The 16755-nt window shown below is 70.5% G+C and carries 17 protein-coding genes; 9 read left to right on the top strand and 8 right to left on the bottom strand.

The genetic code is table 11. The annotated features are described in order from the left end of the window. Positions 1 to 216 precede the first annotated feature (216 nt). From OG257_RS29610 to tyrS, 3 genes are all read left to right on the top strand, one after another. Entirely contained in the window at positions 217 to 1740 is a 1524-nt protein-coding gene (locus OG257_RS29610; RefSeq protein ID WP_329212495.1) for a TldD/PmbA family protein, read from the top strand. Beyond that, a complete protein-coding gene (locus OG257_RS29605; RefSeq protein ID WP_329212493.1) occupies positions 1737 to 3131 on the top strand; it encodes a metallopeptidase TldD-related protein in 1395 nt (464 codons plus the stop codon). Before OG257_RS29610 ends, OG257_RS29605 begins: the two co-directional genes overlap by 4 nt. Before the next feature lie 74 nt (positions 3132 to 3205). Continuing rightward, a complete protein-coding gene (gene tyrS / locus OG257_RS29600) occupies positions 3206 to 4474 on the top strand; it encodes a tyrosine--tRNA ligase (protein WP_329212491.1) in 1269 nt (422 codons plus the stop codon). Positions 4475 to 4568: 94 nt separating this feature from the next. Here the strand turns inward: tyrS and OG257_RS29595 are convergent, their stop codons facing one another. Then, on the bottom strand, positions 4569 to 4850 hold the full coding sequence (locus OG257_RS29595; protein WP_329212489.1) for a GlsB/YeaQ/YmgE family stress response membrane protein: 282 nt from the start codon (positions 4848 to 4850) through the stop codon (positions 4569 to 4571). Between the two features lie 209 nt (positions 4851 to 5059). Between OG257_RS29595 and OG257_RS29590 the strand changes: the two genes are divergently transcribed. Next, positions 5060 to 5437, top strand: coding sequence for a DUF3099 domain-containing protein (locus OG257_RS29590; protein WP_329212487.1), 378 nt, complete (start codon positions 5060 to 5062; stop codon positions 5435 to 5437). Positions 5438 to 5643: 206 nt separating this feature from the next. Beyond that, positions 5644 to 5892: a hypothetical protein gene (locus OG257_RS29585; protein WP_329212486.1), complete on the top strand. Its 249-nt coding sequence runs from the start codon at positions 5644 to 5646 to the stop codon at positions 5890 to 5892. Here the strand turns inward: OG257_RS29585 and moaA are convergent. The 3 genes from moaA to OG257_RS29570 all read right to left on the bottom strand — a co-directional run bounded on the left by moaA (position 5875) and on the right by OG257_RS29570 (position 9034). Further along, positions 5875 to 6864, bottom strand: coding sequence for a GTP 3',8-cyclase MoaA (gene moaA / locus OG257_RS29580; RefSeq protein WP_329212484.1), 990 nt, complete (start codon positions 6862 to 6864; stop codon positions 5875 to 5877). The two genes, OG257_RS29585 and moaA, sit on opposite strands and share 18 nt — an antisense overlap. Before the next feature lie 155 nt (positions 6865 to 7019). Continuing rightward, positions 7020 to 8672, bottom strand: a complete 1653-nt coding sequence (locus tag OG257_RS29575; RefSeq protein WP_329212482.1) for a solute symporter family protein — start codon at positions 8670 to 8672, stop codon at positions 7020 to 7022. Further along, the gene (locus OG257_RS29570) at positions 8669 to 9034 is read right to left on the bottom strand and encodes a DUF485 domain-containing protein (protein WP_329212480.1); all 366 of its coding nucleotides are present in this window, start codon (positions 9032 to 9034) and stop codon (positions 8669 to 8671) included. The genes OG257_RS29575 and OG257_RS29570 overlap by 4 nt, the downstream gene beginning before the upstream one ends. A 305-nt stretch (positions 9035 to 9339) precedes the next feature. Between OG257_RS29570 and OG257_RS29565 the strand changes: the two genes are divergently transcribed. Beyond that, complete coding sequence (locus tag OG257_RS29565; protein ID WP_329212478.1) at positions 9340 to 10869, top strand: S8 family peptidase; 1530 nt, start codon at positions 9340 to 9342, stop codon at positions 10867 to 10869. A 71-nt stretch (positions 10870 to 10940) separates the two neighbouring features. On the opposite strand, the gene OG257_RS29560 is transcribed toward OG257_RS29565, so the two are convergent. The 4 genes from OG257_RS29560 to OG257_RS29545 all read right to left on the bottom strand — a co-directional run bounded on the left by OG257_RS29560 (position 10941) and on the right by OG257_RS29545 (position 14415). Beyond that, entirely contained in the window at positions 10941 to 11984 is a 1044-nt protein-coding gene (locus OG257_RS29560; protein ID WP_329212476.1) for a zinc-dependent alcohol dehydrogenase family protein, read from the bottom strand. A gap of 21 nt (positions 11985 to 12005) precedes the next feature. Next, entirely contained in the window at positions 12006 to 12686 is a 681-nt protein-coding gene (locus tag OG257_RS29555; protein WP_329212474.1) for a lysoplasmalogenase, read from the bottom strand. Then, on the bottom strand, positions 12683 to 13585 hold the full coding sequence (locus tag OG257_RS29550) for a sterol desaturase family protein (protein ID WP_329212472.1): 903 nt from the start codon (positions 13583 to 13585) through the stop codon (positions 12683 to 12685). The genes OG257_RS29555 and OG257_RS29550 overlap by 4 nt, the downstream gene beginning before the upstream one ends. 110 nt (positions 13586 to 13695) lie before the next feature. Then, a complete protein-coding gene (locus OG257_RS29545; RefSeq protein WP_329212470.1) occupies positions 13696 to 14415 on the bottom strand; it encodes a VIT1/CCC1 transporter family protein in 720 nt (239 codons plus the stop codon). 142 nt (positions 14416 to 14557) lie between these two features. Here OG257_RS29545 and OG257_RS29540 point away from each other — a divergent pair, with 142 nt between their 5' ends. The 3 genes from OG257_RS29540 (at position 14558) to OG257_RS29530 (ending at position 16720) form a co-directional block, all read left to right on the top strand. Continuing rightward, positions 14558 to 15559, top strand: coding sequence for a DEDDh family exonuclease (locus OG257_RS29540; protein WP_329212468.1), 1002 nt, complete (start codon positions 14558 to 14560; stop codon positions 15557 to 15559). A 64-nt stretch (positions 15560 to 15623) separates the two neighbouring features. Beyond that, complete coding sequence (locus OG257_RS29535; RefSeq protein WP_073747930.1) at positions 15624 to 15857, top strand: hypothetical protein; 234 nt, start codon at positions 15624 to 15626, stop codon at positions 15855 to 15857. Between the two features lie 68 nt (positions 15858 to 15925). Beyond that, the gene (locus OG257_RS29530; protein ID WP_329212466.1) at positions 15926 to 16720 is read left to right on the top strand and encodes an SURF1 family cytochrome oxidase biogenesis protein; all 795 of its coding nucleotides are present in this window, start codon (positions 15926 to 15928) and stop codon (positions 16718 to 16720) included. Positions 16721 to 16755 lie beyond the last annotated feature (35 nt).

Below are 16755 nucleotides of genomic sequence, written 5' to 3'. Positions count from 1 at the left end.
CCCTTTCCTTGGCGGTCTGGTACATCGAAAACCTATCGGTACCGTGCCGGATAACGAGAATCGTCCTGTGACAGCACCGCAGTGCCGCGACTGTCGGATCCCTACAGAACGAACCAGCGGGGGGCCGGACACGTTAAATCCGGCGCACCGGGGCCCCGGGACCCCCCATGATTCACTGCGGAGACATTTTCCAGAGGTGGAGAAGGGGAGGCCCGCGTGGCCCACGAGGTAGATCAGTCGTTTCTGGCCCTGCCACTGCGTGCCCTCGCCGACGCGGCGCTCGCCCGCGCGCGTGCGCTCGGCGCGGTGCACGCCGACTTCCGGTTCGAGCGGGTACGGGGCGCCACCTGGCGGCTGCGGGACGCCCGGCCCTCCGGGACCTCGGACACCACCGACCTCGGTTACGCGGTGCGGGTGGTGCACGGCGGTGCGTGGGGGTTCGCGTCCGGGGTGGACCTGACGATGGACGCCGCGGCGAAGGTGGCCTCGCAGGCCGTCGCCATGGCGAAGCTGTCGGCGAAGGTGATCGCGTCGGCGGGGTCCGACGAGCGTGTCGAGCTGGCGGGCGAGCCCGTGCACGGTGAGCGGAGCTGGGTCTCGGCGTACGAGATCGACCCCTTCTCCGTACCGGACGAGGAGAAGGCCGGGCTGCTCGCGGAGTGGAGCTCGCGGCTGCTGGCGGCGGACGGGGTCGCGCACGTGGACGCGTCGCTGATGACCGTCCACGAGAACAAGTTCTACGCGGACACGGCGGGGACCGTCACCACGCAGCAGCGCGTGCGCGTGCATCCGCAGCTGACCGCGGTGGCCGTGGACTCCACGACCGGCGAGTTCGACTCGATGCGGACCATCGCACCACCGGTGGGCCGGGGTTGGGAGTACCTCACCGGCACCGGCTGGGACTGGAACGCCGAACTGGAGCGGATCCCGGGGCTGCTGGCCGAGAAGATGCGGGCGCCGAGCGTCGAGGCGGGGACGTACGACCTGGTCGTCGACCCGTCCAACCTGTGGCTGACCATCCACGAGTCGATCGGCCACGCCACCGAGCTGGACCGGGCGCTGGGCTACGAGGCGGCGTACGCCGGTACCTCGTTCGCCACGTTCGACCAGCTGGGGAAGCTGGCGTACGGCTCCCCCGTGATGAACGTGACGGGCGACCGCACCGCCGAGCACGGGCTCGCCACGATCGGGTACGACGACGAGGGCGTCGAGGCGCAGTCGTGGGACCTGGTCAAGGACGGGACGCTGGTGGGCTACCAGACGGACCGGCGGATCGCGAAGCTGACGGGTCTCGGCCGGTCCAACGGGTGCGCGTACGCGGACTCGCCGGGCCACGTCCCCGTACAGCGCATGGCGAACGTGTCGCTGCAGCCGGATCCGGGCGGGCTCTCCACGGAGGACCTGATCGGCGGGGTGGAGCGCGGGATCTACGTGGTCGGCGACCGGTCCTGGTCGATCGACATGCAGCGCTACAACTTCCAGTTCACCGGGCAGCGGTTCTTCCGCATCGAGAACGGCAGGCTGGCCGGCCAGCTGCGGGACGTCGCGTACCAGGCGACGACCACGGACTTCTGGGGCTCGATGGAGAAGGTCGGCGGGCCGCAGACCTACGTCCTGGGCGGCGCGTTCAACTGCGGCAAGGCCCAGCCGGGCCAGGTCGCGGCCGTCTCGCACGGCTGTCCCTCCGCCCTCTTCCGAGGCGTGAACATCCTCAACACGACGCAGGAGGCCGGGCGATGAGCCGCGTCAGCAAGCCGTACGAGATCGTCGAGCGCGCACTCGAGCTGTCCACCACCGACGGCTGTGTGGTCATCGCGGACGAGAACTCCTCCGCCAATCTGCGCTGGGCCGGCAACGCGCTCACCACGAACGGGGTGACGCGCGGCCGGACCCTGACCGTGATCGCGACCGTGGACGGCGCCCGCGGGACGGCCTCCGGCGTGGTGTCCCGTTCCGCCGTCACCACCGACGACCTGGAACCGCTCGTACGGGCCGCCGAGGCCGCCGCGCGCGGGGCCGGGCCCGCGGAGGACGCGCAGCCGCTCGTCTCCGGGGTGCCGGTGTCCGCCGCCTTCACGGACGCCCCCGCCGAGACCGGCTCCGATGTCTTCGCCGCCTTCGCCCCGGCGCTCGGTGACGCCTTCGCCCGCGCCCGCTCCGGCGGCCGTGAGCTGTACGGCTTCGCCAACCACGAGATGACCTCGACCTACCTCGGTACGTCGACGGGGCTGCGGCTGCGCCACGACCAGCCGAACGGGACGCTGGAGCTGAACGCCAAGTCGCCCGACCGGACCCGGTCCGCCTGGGCGGGGCGGGCGACCCGGGACTTCACGGACGTCGACCCGGCGGTCCTGGACGCGGAGCTCGCGCAGCGGCTCGGCTGGGCCGAGCGCCGGATCGAGCTGCCCGCCGGCCGGTACGAGACGCTGCTGCCGCCGACCGCGGTGGCCGACCTGCTGATCTACCAGTTCTGGTCGTCGAGCGCCCGGGACGCCACGGAGGGCCGGACCGTCTTCTCCAGGCCGGGAGGCGGCACGCGGCTCGGCGAGAAGCTCTCCGCCCTGCCGCTGACCCTGCGCAGCGACCCGCACGAGCCGGGCCTGGAGTCCGCGCCGTTCGTGATCGCCCACGCGTCCGGCGACGACGCCTCCGTCTTCGACAACGGGCTTCCGCTGGCGCCCACGGACTGGGTCAGGGAGGGCAAGCTGGAGCGGCTGACCACGACACGGCACTCCGCGGGGCTCACGGACCTGCCGCTGGCCCCCACCGTGGACAACCTGGTGCTGGACGGCGGCGGCAAGCGCTCGCTGGAGGAGATGGTGGCCGCCACGACCGGCCGGGCTCTGCTGCTGACCTGCATGTGGTACATCCGGGAGGTGGATCCGGCGACGCTGCTGCTGACCGGCCTGACCCGGGACGGGGTCTATCTGGTGGAGGACGGGGAGGTCCTCGGCGAGGTGAACAACTTCCGGTTCAACGAGTCGCCGGTCGATCTGCTGTCCCGGGCGTCCGAGGCGGGCCGCACGGAGAAGACGCTGCCGCGCGAGTGGGGCGACTACTTCACCCGGGCCGCCATGCCCGCGCTGCGGATCCCCGATTTCCACATGAGCTCGGTCAGCCGGGGCGTCTGACCGTCCTAGACTGAACCGCGTATTCCATCGACCCCATCTCGACCCATCTCGACCCCTCAAGGAGCGAAAAGACCGTGACGGACATCGTCGACGAGCTGAAGTGGCGTGGGCTGTTCGCCCAGTCCACCGACGAGGACGCACTGCGCAAGGCTCTCGCGGACGGCCCGGTCACGTTCTATTGCGGGTTCGACCCGACCGCGGCGAGTCTGCACGTCGGACATCTGGTGCAGGTCCTCACCATGCGCCGGCTCCAGCAGGCCGGGCTGAAGCCGCTCGCCCTGGTCGGCGGGGCCACCGGCCAGATCGGTGACCCGCGGCCGACCGCGGAGCGCACGCTGAACGACCCGGAGACCATTGCCGCGTGGGTCCAGCGGCTGCGCGGGCAGATCGAGCCCTTCCTCACCTTCGAGGGTCCGAACGCCGCGACGATGGTGAACAACCTGGACTGGACCGCGGGCCTGTCCGCGATCGAGTTCCTGCGGGACATCGGCAAGCACTTCCGGGTCAACAAGATGCTCACCAAGGACTCGGTCGCCCGTCGGCTGGAGTCCCAGGAGGGCATCAGCTACACGGAGTTCAGCTACCAGCTGCTGCAGGGCATGGACTTCCTGGAGCTGTACCGGCGCTACGGCTGCACCCTCCAGCAGGGCGGCAGCGACCAGTGGGGCAACCTCACGGCGGGGATCGACCTGATCCACCGCGTGGAACCGGCTGCCACCGTGCACGCGCTGGCGACCCCGCTGATGGTGAAGGCGGACGGCACCAAGTTCGGCAAGTCCGAGAGCGGGGCCGTCTGGCTCGACCCGGAGATGACGACGCCGTACGCCTTCTACCAGTTCTGGCTGAATGTGGACGACCGGGACATCTCCACGTACATGCGCATCCTCAGCTTCAAGAGCCGTGAGGAGCTCGAGGAACTGGAGCAGCTCACCGCGGAGCGCCCGCAGGCCCGTTCGGCCCAGCGTGCGCTGGCCGAGGAGCTGACGACGCTGGTGCACGGCGGCGCACAGTGCGCGGCGGTCATCGCGGCGTCGAAGGCGCTGTTCGGCCAGGGCGATCTCGGCGAGCTGGACGGGGCGACGCTGGGCGCCGCTCTGTCCGAGGTGCCGCACGCCGAGGTCACCGAGCTCGGCCCGGTGGTCGACCTCCTGGTCGAGGTCGGTCTGGCGCCGAGCAAGTCGGCCGCCCGCCGCACGGTCAAGGAGGGCGGGGCCTACGTGAACAACGTGAAGGTCACCGACGGCGAGGCCGCCCCGGCCCGCGAGGAGCTGCTGCACGGGCGCTGGCTGGTGCTTCGCCGGGGCAAGAAGAACCTGGCGGCCGTCGAGGTCACGGCCGGCTGATCCGGCCGACGGCACCCACGGCACAGCACGGCGGCCGGTCACGCGTGACGCGTGGCCGGCCGCCGTGCTGTGCCGCCGGACGGGAGGCCGTGGGTCAGGTCCGCTGTTTGCTGCGGCTGCTCCGGATCGACTGCCAGATCATGTCTCCGACTCCGACGACGGCCACGGCGCCGATCAGCTGCAGCAGGTGGCGCATCCAGTCGATGCCCTTGGTCTCGTTGACACCGATCCAGGTCGCGACGGCGTTGCCCAGGACGCTGCCGATGATGCCGAACACGGTCGTCAGCCAGAGGGGGATGTCCTGTTTGCCCGGCAGGATCGCCCGGGCGATCACGCCCAGCACCAGACCCACGATGATTGCCCACAACCAGCTCATATCGCCTCCTCGTGCGGCGCGGTGTGCGCACGTTCGGCCAGTCTCGGCCCATGGGGCATACGCCGCATGCCGGACGGGTCCGTACGTGGCGCGGCGGTACGGATGCGGACGGACGGGACATGCCCCGGTCTCGAACCCGGCGGATGCCGGGCGTACCGTAGGAGCGGCCCGGTCCGGGATTGCCCGGCACAGCGATCTGGTGGTGGAACATGGCGCGCAAGCGGAGCGACACGGAGGTCTTCCGGATCACCGGAGCCCGCCAGGGACTTGCCGACGACGTGCGCGGCAGGCAGCGGCGCTACATCATCTCGATGTCCGTGCGGACCGTCTCGGTGGTGCTCGCCGCAACGCTGTGGAACGTCGAGAGGCATGTGGCCGTGGTGGCCCTCGCGCTGGGCGTCCTGCTCCCCTATGTCGCGGTGGTCATCGCCAACGCCGGTCGCGAGAACGCCCCTTCGCTTCCCTCGACGTTCGTGCCCGCACCCATGCGGCCCGCTCTCGGCACCGCCCCCGCGGCGGGTCCCCCGGAGCCGGACCCCGAGGCCGGGCAGCCGGGCAGCACCGGAAACGCGCGCGCGAACGAGTGAGCCGGCAGGCCGGGAAAGCTCAATAAAAGCTCAGATCAATCATGAAGTTCCGGTGCACCGCACCCCGGTCCCCGTGACATACTTCGTACGCGCTCCGCATCCCCCGTCGGAGCGACGGACCGACGCCGGGCAGCTCCCCCCGTGGCTGCTCGGCGTCGCCTTTTCTCCGGCGGGGATGCGTCGACGAGGCCCTTAGGGTTGAGGTCGTGAACTTTCCCGAGACTTCCGCCGAGAGCGCCACCGGTGCGCCTGTCTGTTCCGCCAAGGGCTGCCGCGACGATGCCGTGTGGGTGCTCGCCTGGAACAACCCGAAGCTGCACACCCCGGAGCGGCGCAAGACCTGGCTGGCCTGTGACGAGCACCGGGAGCACCTCTCCTCCTTCCTCGGGGTACGAGGATTCCTGAAGGATGTCGTGCCCCTCGCGGAGTGGGAGTCCTCAGCCGCCGATCGCTGACATCGGCCGGTCGGGCTGCAGGAAGGCCGGGTCGTCGAGTCCGGAGCCCGCCTTCTTGCCCCACATCGCGAGCTTCCAGATCCTCGCGATCTCCTCGTCCGGCGCGTCCGAGCGCAGGGCGCCGCGCAGGTCCGTCTCCTCGCGTGCGAACAGGCAGGTGCGGACCTGGCCGTCGGCGGTGAGCCTGGTGCGGTCGCAGGCCCGGCAGAACGGCCTGGTCACGGAGGCGATGACACCGACGCGGTGCGGGCCGCCGTCCACGGTCCAGCGCTCGGCGGGGGCGGATCCGCGCGCGTCATCACCTTCGGCGGTGAGGGCGAAGCGGGTGCGCAGCGACTCCAGGATGTCACCGGCCGTGATCATTCCGTCGCGCTTCCAGCCGTGCTGGGCATCGAGCGGCATCTGTTCGATGAAGCGGAGCTCGTAGTCGTGCTCGACGGCCCAGGCGAGGAGATCGGGGGCCTCGTCGTCATTGAGTCCTGGCATCAGGACCGTGTTGACCTTGACCGGGGTGAGTCCGGCGTCGCGGGCGGCCTCGAGTCCGTCCAGCACGTCCTTGTGCCGGTCACGGCGGGTGAGGGTCTTGAAGACGTCGGGGCGCAGGGTGTCCAGGGAGACGTTGACCCGGTCCAGGCCTGCGGCCTTCAGGGCCGCGGCGGTCCGCTTGAGTCCGATGCCGTTGGTCGTGAGCGACATCCTGGGGCGGGGTTCCAGGGCGGCGCACTGCTCGACGATGGAGACGAGCCCGGGGCGCAGCAGCGGCTCGCCGCCGGTGAAGCGGACTTCGCGGATGCCGAGGTCGGTGACGGCGATGCGGATGAGCCTGACGATCTCGTCGTCGCTCAGCAGTTCCTGCTTGGCCAGCCACTGCAGGCCTTCTTCGGGCATGCAGTAGGTGCAGCGCAGGTTGCACTTGTCGGTCAGTGAAACTCGCAGGTCCGTGGCGACCCTGCCGTAGGTGTCGATGAGCACTGTGGGCCCCCTCCCCCGGTGATGTCCGCGGTTGCGGTCTGACTCCTCCGAGACTACGCGAGACCTGTGACATCGAGGGTGCCCGATTGACACGAGGTGCGGCGGGGCCCCGTCGTAGATCTCTACGACGGGGCCCCGACGGGGTGCGGCGCGTGTCAGTGGGCGCCGACGCCGGTGAGGGACTTGACCTCGAGTTCGGCGTACTTGCCCGCGTCCGGCTCCTCCTTGGAGAGGAGCGAGCCGATCCAGCCGAGCAGGAAGCCCAGCGGGATGGAGACGAGGCCCGGGTTCTCCAGGGGGAACCAGGCGAAGTCGACGTCCGGGAACATCGAGGTGGCCTTCCCGGAGACGACCGGGGAGAACAGCACCAGGAAGACGGACGAGAAGAGTCCGCCGTAGATGGACCACAGGGCGCCCTGGGTGGTGAACCGCTTCCAGAAGAGGCTGTAGAGGATGGTCGGCAGGTTGGCCGACGCGGCGACGGCGAAGGCCAGGGCGACGAGTCCCGCCACGTTGAGGTCGCGGGCCATCGCGCCGAGCGCGATGGAGACGACGCCGATGGCGACGGTGGCCCACTTCGCGGCGCGCATCTCCTCCTTCTCCGTGGCCTTCCCCTTGCGGATGACGTTGGCGTAGATGTCGTGGGCGAAGGAGGACGAGGACGCGAGGGTGAGGCCGGCGACGACGGCGAGGATCGTGGCGAAGGCGACGGCCGAGATCACGGCGAGCATGATCGCGCCGCCCGTGGTGCCGACCCCGCCGAGGTACTCGGCGAGCTGCGGTGCCGCCGCGTTGCCCGCGGGGTTCTTCGCCTTGATCTCCTCCGGTCCGATGAGTGCCGCGGCGCCGAAGCCGAGGGCGATCGTCATCAGGTAGAAGGAGCCGATGATGCCGATGGCCCAGTTGACGGACTTACGGGCGGCCTTGGAGGTCGGCACCGTGTAGAAGCGGATCAGGATGTGCGGCAGCCCGGCGGTGCCCAGGACCAGCGCGATGCCGAGGGAGATGAAGTCCAGCTTGGTGATCGCGTCCGCGCCGTACTTGAGGCCGGGCTCCAGGAACGCCTTCGCGTCGCCCTGCTGGCCGGCGAGGCTCTTCTCGGCCGCGGTGCCCAGCAGGTCGGAGATGTTGAAGTTGAACTTCCACAGCACCATGAACGTCATCAGCAGGGCGCCCGCGATGAGCAGCACGGCCTTGACCATCTGCACCCAGGTGGTGCCCTTCATGCCGCCGATGGTGACGTAGAGGATCATCAGCACGCCGACCAGCGCGACGATGACGATCTTGCCCGTGTCGCTGGTGATACCGAGCAGCAGCGAGACGAGGACGCCCGCGCCCGCCATCTGCGCCAGCAGGTAGAAGATCGACACGACGATGGTGGAGGTGCCCGCGGCGGTACGGACCGGCCGCTGCCGCATCCGGTACGCGAGGACGTCGCCCATGGTGTAGCGGCCGGAGTTGCGCAGCGGTTCCGCGACGAGCAGCAGGGCCACGAGCCAGGCGACGAGGAAGCCGATGGAGTAGAGGAAACCGTCGTACCCGAAGAGCGCGATGGCACCGGCGATGCCGAGGAAGGACGCCGCGGACATGTAGTCGCCGGAGACGGCGAGGCCGTTCTGGAAGGCGGTGAACTGGCGTCCGCCCGCGTAGAAGTCGGAGGCGCTCTTGGTCTGCCGGCCCGCCCAGACGGTGATGGCCAGGGTCGCTGCGACGAAGACCGCGAAGAGGCTGATGATCAGCGGCCGGTGCTCGGTCGTGGACGAGGCGGCGAGCTGGATCGCGGAGTGCGAGTGGTATACGGCGCTCATGCGTCGGCCTCCATACGGGACTTGATGGCCTCCGCCTTGGGGTCGAGCTTCGCCGAGGCGTGGCGCGAGTAGAGCCAGGCGATGAGGAACGTGGTGGCGAACTGGGCGAGGCCGAAGACGAAGGCCACGTTGAAGTTGGCGACGACGACGGTTCCCATGAAGTCGCCGGCGTAGCTGGACAGCAGCACGTACAGCAGATACCAGGCGATGAAGCCGACGGTCAGCGGAAAGGCGAAGGAGCGCTGTGAGCGGCGCAGTTCGGCGAACTCCGCGCTCTTCTGCACCTCGAGGAATGCCTCGGTCGTGGGCTGGGCGGGACTGGTGTCCTTCGTGCCCGGGGGCGGCGGTGCATCGGTAGCCACGGATTCTCCTCGCGACGCGGGTGCGGTGGTCTCGGCAGTGGTTTTCACAGGGAGTCCTCTGTGTGGTGGGGGGGGGTTGGTGTGCGACTCCCTGACAACGGCACGGAGAGCACGGCGAAGCGGTTCACTGCAGATTCACCGTTCTCGGACCCGCCCCCGCGGATGCGCCTCCCCGAGATCACACCTCGAACTCACTTGCCCTTATTCATTGATGCGGCGGCATGATCGGAGATAACTTCACTCGTTATGTACCCGGCCGGACACGCCGTGTGTCCGGCCGCAGGCACGGATGATGTGGAGAACCCATGGCTCATCTGGCATCCAGACGGACACGCGCACTCACGCTGCCCGTCGGACTGGCCCTCACGGCCTCGCTCGGTTTCCTCCCGGGAACCGCGACGGCCGCTCCGGCCCAGGAGCCGACCGCGGCGGTGTCGACCGACGGCCCGAAGCTGTCGTACGTCGTGAACACCCGGGCCGGTCACGGCACCGTCAAGCAGGTGAGGAAGGCGATAGCCAAGGCCGGCGGCACCGTCGTGACGTCGTACGACAGGATCGGCGTCATCGTCGTCCACTCGCAGAACCCGGACTTCGGCCCGACGATCCGCAAGGCCAAGGGCGTTCAGTCGGCGGGGTCCACGCGCACCAACCCGATCGTCCCGCAGGCCACCAAGGACATCGGGGTCGAGCAGCCGCTCACCGCCGCACAGGCCGAGGCCGCCGCGGCCGACGCGAAGGCCGGCCAGGACCCGCTGGAGCCCCTGCAGTGGGACCTGCCCGCCATCAAGGCGGACAAGGCGCACGAGAAGTCGCTCGGCAGCAGCAAGGTCACGGTCGCCGTCATCGACACGGGTGTGGACGACACGCACCCGGACCTGGCGCCCAACTTCGACCGCGCGGCATCGGTGAACTGTGTGTCCGGCGCGCCGGACACGACGGACGGTGCCTGGCGGCCCGCCGCCGGTGAGAGCGACCACGGCACGCACGTCGCGGGCACCATAGCCGCGGCGAAGAACGGTGTCGGTGTCACCGGCATAGCCCCCGGCGTGAAGGTCTCCGGCATCAAGGTGTCCACGCCGGCCGGCTTCTTCTACACCGAGGCCGTCGTCTGCGGCTTCGTCTGGGCCGCCGAGCACGGCGTCGATGTGACCAACAACAGCTATTACACCGACCCTTGGCTGTTCAACTGCAAGAACGACCCCGACCAGGGTGCCCTGGTCGAGGCGGTCACCCGCGCCACCCGCTACGCGGAGGGCAAGGGCGTCGTCAATGTCGCCGCGGCCGGCAACTCCGACCACGACCTGGCCCTCGACGCCATCGAGGACTCGACGAGCCCGAACGACACGACGACGGTCACGCGCACGGTCGACCCGAGCGAGTGCCCCGACATCCCGACCATGCTGCCGGGTGTCGTGACGGTCTCCGCCACGGGTGCCAAGGGACTGAAGTCCTCGTACTCGAACTACGGTCTCGGCGTCATCGACGTCGCTGCCCCCGGCGGCGACTCGACGGTCTACCAGACGCCCGCACCGCCGGCCACCAGCGGACTGATCCTGTCCACGCTGCCCGGCGGCAGGTTCGGCTACAAGGCCGGTACGTCCATGGCGTCCCCGCATGTCGCGGGCGTCGCGGCCCTGATCAAGTCGACCCACCCGTACGCCTCGGCGCGCGCGGTGAAGGCACTGCTGACGCACCAGGCGGACGCCACGGCCTGTGGCGCCCCGTACGACATCAACGGTGACGGAACGGTCGACGCGGTCTGCGAGGGCGGCACGAACTACAACGGCTTCTACGGAGCCGGTGTCGTGGACGCGCTCGACGCGGTCCGCCGGTAACACCTGCGGCACGGCGTGAGGAGGGGCCGGGGACAGCTGTCCCCGGCCCCTCCTGCCGCTTCGGGCCGCGGCTACGGCTTGATGAGCACCTTGAGGGCCGTGCGCTCGTCCATCGCCTTGTAGCCGCCGGGCACCCCGTCCAGGCCGATGCTCAGGTCGAAGACGGGAGAGGGGTCGATCGTGCCGTCCAGCACGTCGGGGAGCAGTTCCGGAATGTACGTGCGCACGGGGGCGACGCCGCCGCGCAGCGCGATGTTCCGGTCGAACATGACGTCGAGGTCGAGTCCGGTGCCGCTGCCGTGCGGGACGCCGACGTAGCCGATGGAGCCGCCGTCGCGGACGATGCCGATGGCCGTGCGCATCGACTGCTCGGTGCCGACCGCCTCGATGACCCCGTGGGTGCCCTCGCCCCGGGTCAGTTCACGCACGGCGGCGACGGCGGCCTCGCCGCGCTCGGCGACGACGTCCGTGGCTCCGAAGCGGCGGGCGATGTCGGTACGGGCCTCGTGGCGGCCGAGCGCGATGATCCGCTCGGCCCCGAGCCGCTTGGCGGCCATGACACCGCACAGGCCGACCGCACCGTCACCGACGACCGCGACGGTGCTGCCGGGCTTCACCTCGGCGCCGATCGCGGCGTGGTGCCCGGTGCCGAGGACGTCGGAGAGTGCCAGGAGCGCGGTGAGGAGCCGGTCGTCGGAGGCGGCTGCCGCCGGGAGCTTGACGAGGGTGCCGTCGGCGAACGGGACCCGCACGGCCTCGCCCTGGCCGCCGTCCGATCCGACCGATCCCCAGAAGCCGCCCTGGGCGCAGGACGTGGTGAGGCCCTCGGCGCAGTAGGCGCACGTGCCGTCGGACCAGACGAAGGGGGCGACGACGAGGTCGCCGACGGCGAAGCCGTTGACCGCGGAGCCCGCCTCCTCGACGATGCCGAGGAATTCGTGGCCGATGCGCTGGCCGGGCTGCCGGGCCGACTCGCCGCGGTAGGCCCACAGGTCACTGCCGCAGATACAGGCGCGCAGGACCCGCAGGACCACGTCGGTCGGCTGCTGGACCGTCGGGTCGGGCACCTCCTCGACGCGGATGTCGTGGGGGGCATGGATCACGGTGGCGCGCATGCGTGGGGGTCCTCGCTGGTCTCAGATGCTGATACTCCCCTCACGGTACGCCCCACGGGCCGGGCCGGTGGAACCACCTGGGCCCGCGAGCGCTCCCGTGGTGAGCAGGTACTGCGCGGCCAGATAGGTCAGCATGATCCAGAAGTCGTGGACGGGCAGCTGCGGCCAGTCGGCGATGCCGGTCGCGATGAGCGCGTCGGAGAGCAGGAAGAGCGCGCCGCCGAGTGCCGCGTACCGGCCGAGGATGCCGGCCCGCCAGGCCATGGTGGTGAGGAGCAGGCTGTAGCCGGTCAGCGGGATCCGCAGGTCCGCGGGCAGGCCTGGCCAGAGCAGGACGAGGAAGACCACGAGGACGGCGGCGTACGCGAGGCCGGCGGGCAGGGAGGCCCGGGCACGCCCGAAGAGCCACAGGTAGCAGATGTGGCCCGCGGCGAAGGAGCCCATCCCGGCGAGGAAGGCCGCCTCCGCGTCGGGCATCAGCAGCACGTCCCCGCCCCAGCCGAGGAGCAGCGCGGCGATGAGCAGCCGGGGGCCTCCCCGGGCGGCGGCGTAGGCGGCGAGCAGGGGCATCAGGAGTGGCTTGGTGACCAGGTGGGCGGTCTCGATGCCGGCGAGGAGCCCGGCCAGGTGGAGGGCGGCGACGGCGAGGAAGGCCGCGAGCAGCGGGCGGACGAGGCGGGGCGCGCCGGGGCGGGGGCTCATCCGGTGCGCTCGGCGGAGGTGCGCGGCTGTACGGGGGCGGCTGTGGGGACGGCTGCGGGGGCCCGGCCCGCGGGCTGCCAGCCCGGACCGCGGAAGACCCGTCCCGCCCGCTCGCTCCAGGTGTCCGCCGCCCGTACGTCACGCGCTATGGCCGCGTACTCGTGGGTCGCGACGCGGAGCGGGTTGTTGGTGGCGATGTTCTTGGTGAGGCCGAAGACGGGACGTTCGGTCTCCGCGGTGAAGGAGCCGAAGAGCCGGTCCCAGAGGATCAGGATCCCCCCGAAGTTCCGGTCGAGGTAGCCGCCCTGGGAGGCGTGGTGCACCCGGTGGTGCGAGGGCGTGTTGAGTACGTACTCGAAGGGGCGGGGCAGCTTGTCGATCCGTTCGGTGTGGACCCAGAACTGGTAGACGAGGTTCGCCGAGGAGCAGAAGGCGAGCGCCGCCGGGTGGACACCGCAGGCGATGAGCGGGACGTAGAACGGCCAGACGGTCAGCGAGGTCCAGGGCTGGCGCAGGGCGGTGGTGAGGTTGAACTTCCGGCTGGAGTGGTGGACCACGTGGCAGGCCCAGAGGATCCGTATGACGTGGTGGCCGCGGTGGGACCAGTAGTAGAAGAAGTCCTGGGCGAGCAGCATCAGCAGGACCGTCCACCACAGGACGGGAATGCGCAGCGGGGTCAGCTCGTACACCGCGGCGTAGATCGCGACGATGGGGATCTTCCACAGCAGGTCGAAGGCCAGGCTGCCGAGGCCCATGGTGACGCTGGTGGCGGCGTCCTTGGCGTCGTACCCGGCGGCGTCCTCGTCCGGGTGAAGCCGGTGGACCACCATTTCGAGGACGGTGAGCAGGACGAAGGCCGGGATCGACCACAGCACGACATCGGGCAGGTTCGGCTCCATGCGAGCACCGTAGAGCTGCCGGACGGCCGGGGGCTAGACGTTGTTACCCACAAGTATGCGAGACGAGATGTCAGCAGCTGTTGGCGGGTTCCGCCAAGTGCCGCCCCGTCTCAGATCCCCGCAGCCCCCAGCAACGCCCCCGCACCGTAGGTCACCGCCATCGCCACCGCTCCCCCGCCCATGTTCCGCAGCACCGCACGCCCCACCGCCGCGTCACCGAGCCGCGCGCTCCACCAGCCGGTGAGCGCCAGGGCCGCGAGTACCGACACCACCGTGACCGCCAGCCGCACCGAGGGGGGCGGCAGCACGATCGCCAGCAGGGGCAGCAGCGCGCCCACCGTGAACGCCAGGAAGCTCGCACCCGCCGCATGCCACGGGTTCGTCAGCTCGTCCGGGTCGATGCCGAGCTCGACCTCCGCGTGGGCGCGCAGCGCATCGCGCTCCGTGAGCTGGACGGCCGCCTCGCGGGCCACCTTCGCGCTCAGCCCTTTCGCCTCCAACAGGCCGGTCAGTTCGACGAGTTCGGCCTCCGGCGTCTCCTCCAGCTCACGCTTCTCCGTCGCCAGCGCCGCCTTCTCGGAATCGCGCTGGGTGGACACCGACACGTACTCGCCGGCCGCCATCGACATGGACCCCGCGAGCAGCCCGGCCAGACCCGCCGTCAGCAGGGCGGCCCTGTCGTCCGTCGCTCCGGCGACACCGACGACGAGGCCCGCGGTGGAGACCACACCGTCGTTGGCGCCGAGGACCGCGGCCCGCAGCCAGTTGAGCCGGGTACCAAGTCCGTTTTGATGGGGTTCGTCGTGAGTCTGCGTCTGTGTGTCCGTCACCTCGGGAGGGTCTCACCGCAGGGTCGCCCGCCGCACCCCGACCCGCCCGTCCGCCGACTCGGCCAACTGCTCGGCACCCGCTCCGGGTTCGCCGTCCGGGGGCGCCCGAATAGGGCACTGTCGGTCGCGGCCCGTATTCTCTGTGACCATGCTCGACGACCGCCAGACCGCAGCGCCGTGGCCGACCGCCTACCCCCAGGGGTACGCGGTCGTCGACGTGGAGACAACGGGACTCGCCCGCGACGACCGGATAGTGTCCGCGGCCGTCTACCGCCTGGACGCCCTGGGCGACGTCGAGGACCACTGGTACACGCTGGTGAACCCCCAGAGAGATCCGGGGCCCGTCTGGATCCATGGTCTGACCAGCGACGTCCTGGAGAGCGCACCGCTCTTCCCCGAGGTGGCCGCGCAGCTGTCCGAGCGGCTCGCCGGCCGGGTGCTCGTCGCGCACAACGCGGCGTTCGACTGGTCGATGCTCGCCCGGGAGTACGCGCGCGCATCGGTCGTCGCGCCCGTCGAGCAGCGGCTGTGCACCATCGCGCTCTCCAAGGAGCTCCGGCTCCCCCTCCCCAACCACAAGCTGGAGTCGCTCGCCGCGCACTTCGGCGTGGTGCAGCAGCGGGCACACCACGCGCTGGACGATGCCCGGGTGCTCGCCGAGGCCTTCCGGCCGAGTCTGCACGCGGCGGCCCGGGACGGGATGCGGCTGCCCCTGCTGGAGTGCCGGCCGCTGACCGAGTGGTCCGACTCCCCCGTCACCCCGCGCATCGGCTACCAGGCATCGCACGGCCAGGGCAGCTGGCGGCCCTCGCGCAAGCGCCCCGCGTGCCCGTACCCGAATCCGGGGCGGTACGAGTCGGACAAACCCCTCATGCAGGGGATGCGGGTGGCGTTCTCCGGAGACACCTCGATCGACCGCGAGCTGCTGGAGGACCGCGCCGTGGAAGCGGGCCTGCACGTCGCGACCAGCGTCTCCCGGCTCACGAGCCTGCTCGTCAGCAACGACCCGGACGCGGCGACGTCGAAGACGGTGAAGGCGAAGTCGTTCGGCACCCCGATCCTGGAGGAGAGCGCCTTCACGCATCTGCTGCGGGACGTGGCACCGGCGCGCTCGCGGGTCCTGCCGCCGCCGTCATCGGAGTGAACCGGGCGCGACTCGCCCACCACCCGCTCGCCCGCCGCCGCCCTCTCGTCCGACCCTGTGGCGCATGGCACGTTGCGAGGTTTGCGGAAACGACTACGGGATGTCCTTCGAGGTGCACGCGCAGGGCGCGGTGCATGTCTTCGACTGCTTCTCCTGCGCCATCCACCGCATGGCGCCCATCTGTGAGCACTGCCGGGTCCAGGTGATCGGCCAGGGCGTCGAGGTCGACGGCCACTGGTACTGCGGCGGGCACTGCGCCCGGGCCGAGGGGAGGGCGGGCATCGTGGACAAAGTATGACGGGCCGCCCCGCCGGCCCGGGGACCCCTGCGTGCTGCACCCCATGACCCCGGTTGTACGGTCATGGGGTGTACCGCTTCCTGTTGACCCGGCAGTGGGTGATTCTCACCCTCCTCGTCCTCGTCCTGATTCCCACGATGGTCGAGCTCGGTTTCTGGCAGCTGCACCGGCATCAGCACCGGGTCGCACAGAATGCGCTGATCACGCAGAACCTCGAGGCGAAGCCGGTCCCGGTCTCCCGCCTCACCTCCCCCGGACACACCGTTCCCCGTTCCGACTACTGGCGCGCGGTGACGGCCACCGGCACGTTCGACACCGCGCACGAGGTGGTCGTACGGCGCCGCACCAACAAGGACGAGCGCATCGGTTTCCACGTCCTGACCCCGCTGGACCTCAAGGGCGGCGGCACCGTCCTGGTCAACCGCGGGTGGGTTCCCGCCGCCGACAGCCAGCAGGCCTTCCCGGAGGTCCCGGCCCCGCCCCGGGGAGAGGTCACCGTCACCGGCAGGCTGAAGGCCGACGAGACCACGGGCGCCAGCGGCATCAAGGACCTGGCGGGTCTGCCCGACCGCCAGGTGATGCTCGTCAACAGCGCCCAGCAGTCGCAGCTGCTCGGCAGGCCCGTCCTGGGCGGATATCTCGAACTGACCGCTCCCGGACCGGCCGACGGCACCCCCGAGATGATCCCCGCCCCCGACGACAGCTCCATCGGCTCGCACATGGCCTATGCCGTCCAGTGGTGGCTCTTCGCCGCCGGCGTGCCCGTCGGCTGGGTCATCCTCGTACGGCGGGAGAAGCACGACCGCGAACAGGCCGCGCGGGAGAGCGAGACGGCCGGGGAGCCCGCACCCGTCTCCGTGTAGCGCGTCACGGCGGTGTGTTGGGCCCGGCAGGGCTG

This window comes from Streptomyces sp. NBC_00683 (assembly GCF_036226745.1).
Lineage (GTDB): Bacteria > Actinomycetota > Actinomycetes > Streptomycetales > Streptomycetaceae > Streptomyces.
Note: the sequence above shows the minus strand (reverse complement) of the source record. Positions and strands in the feature narration are given on the sequence as shown.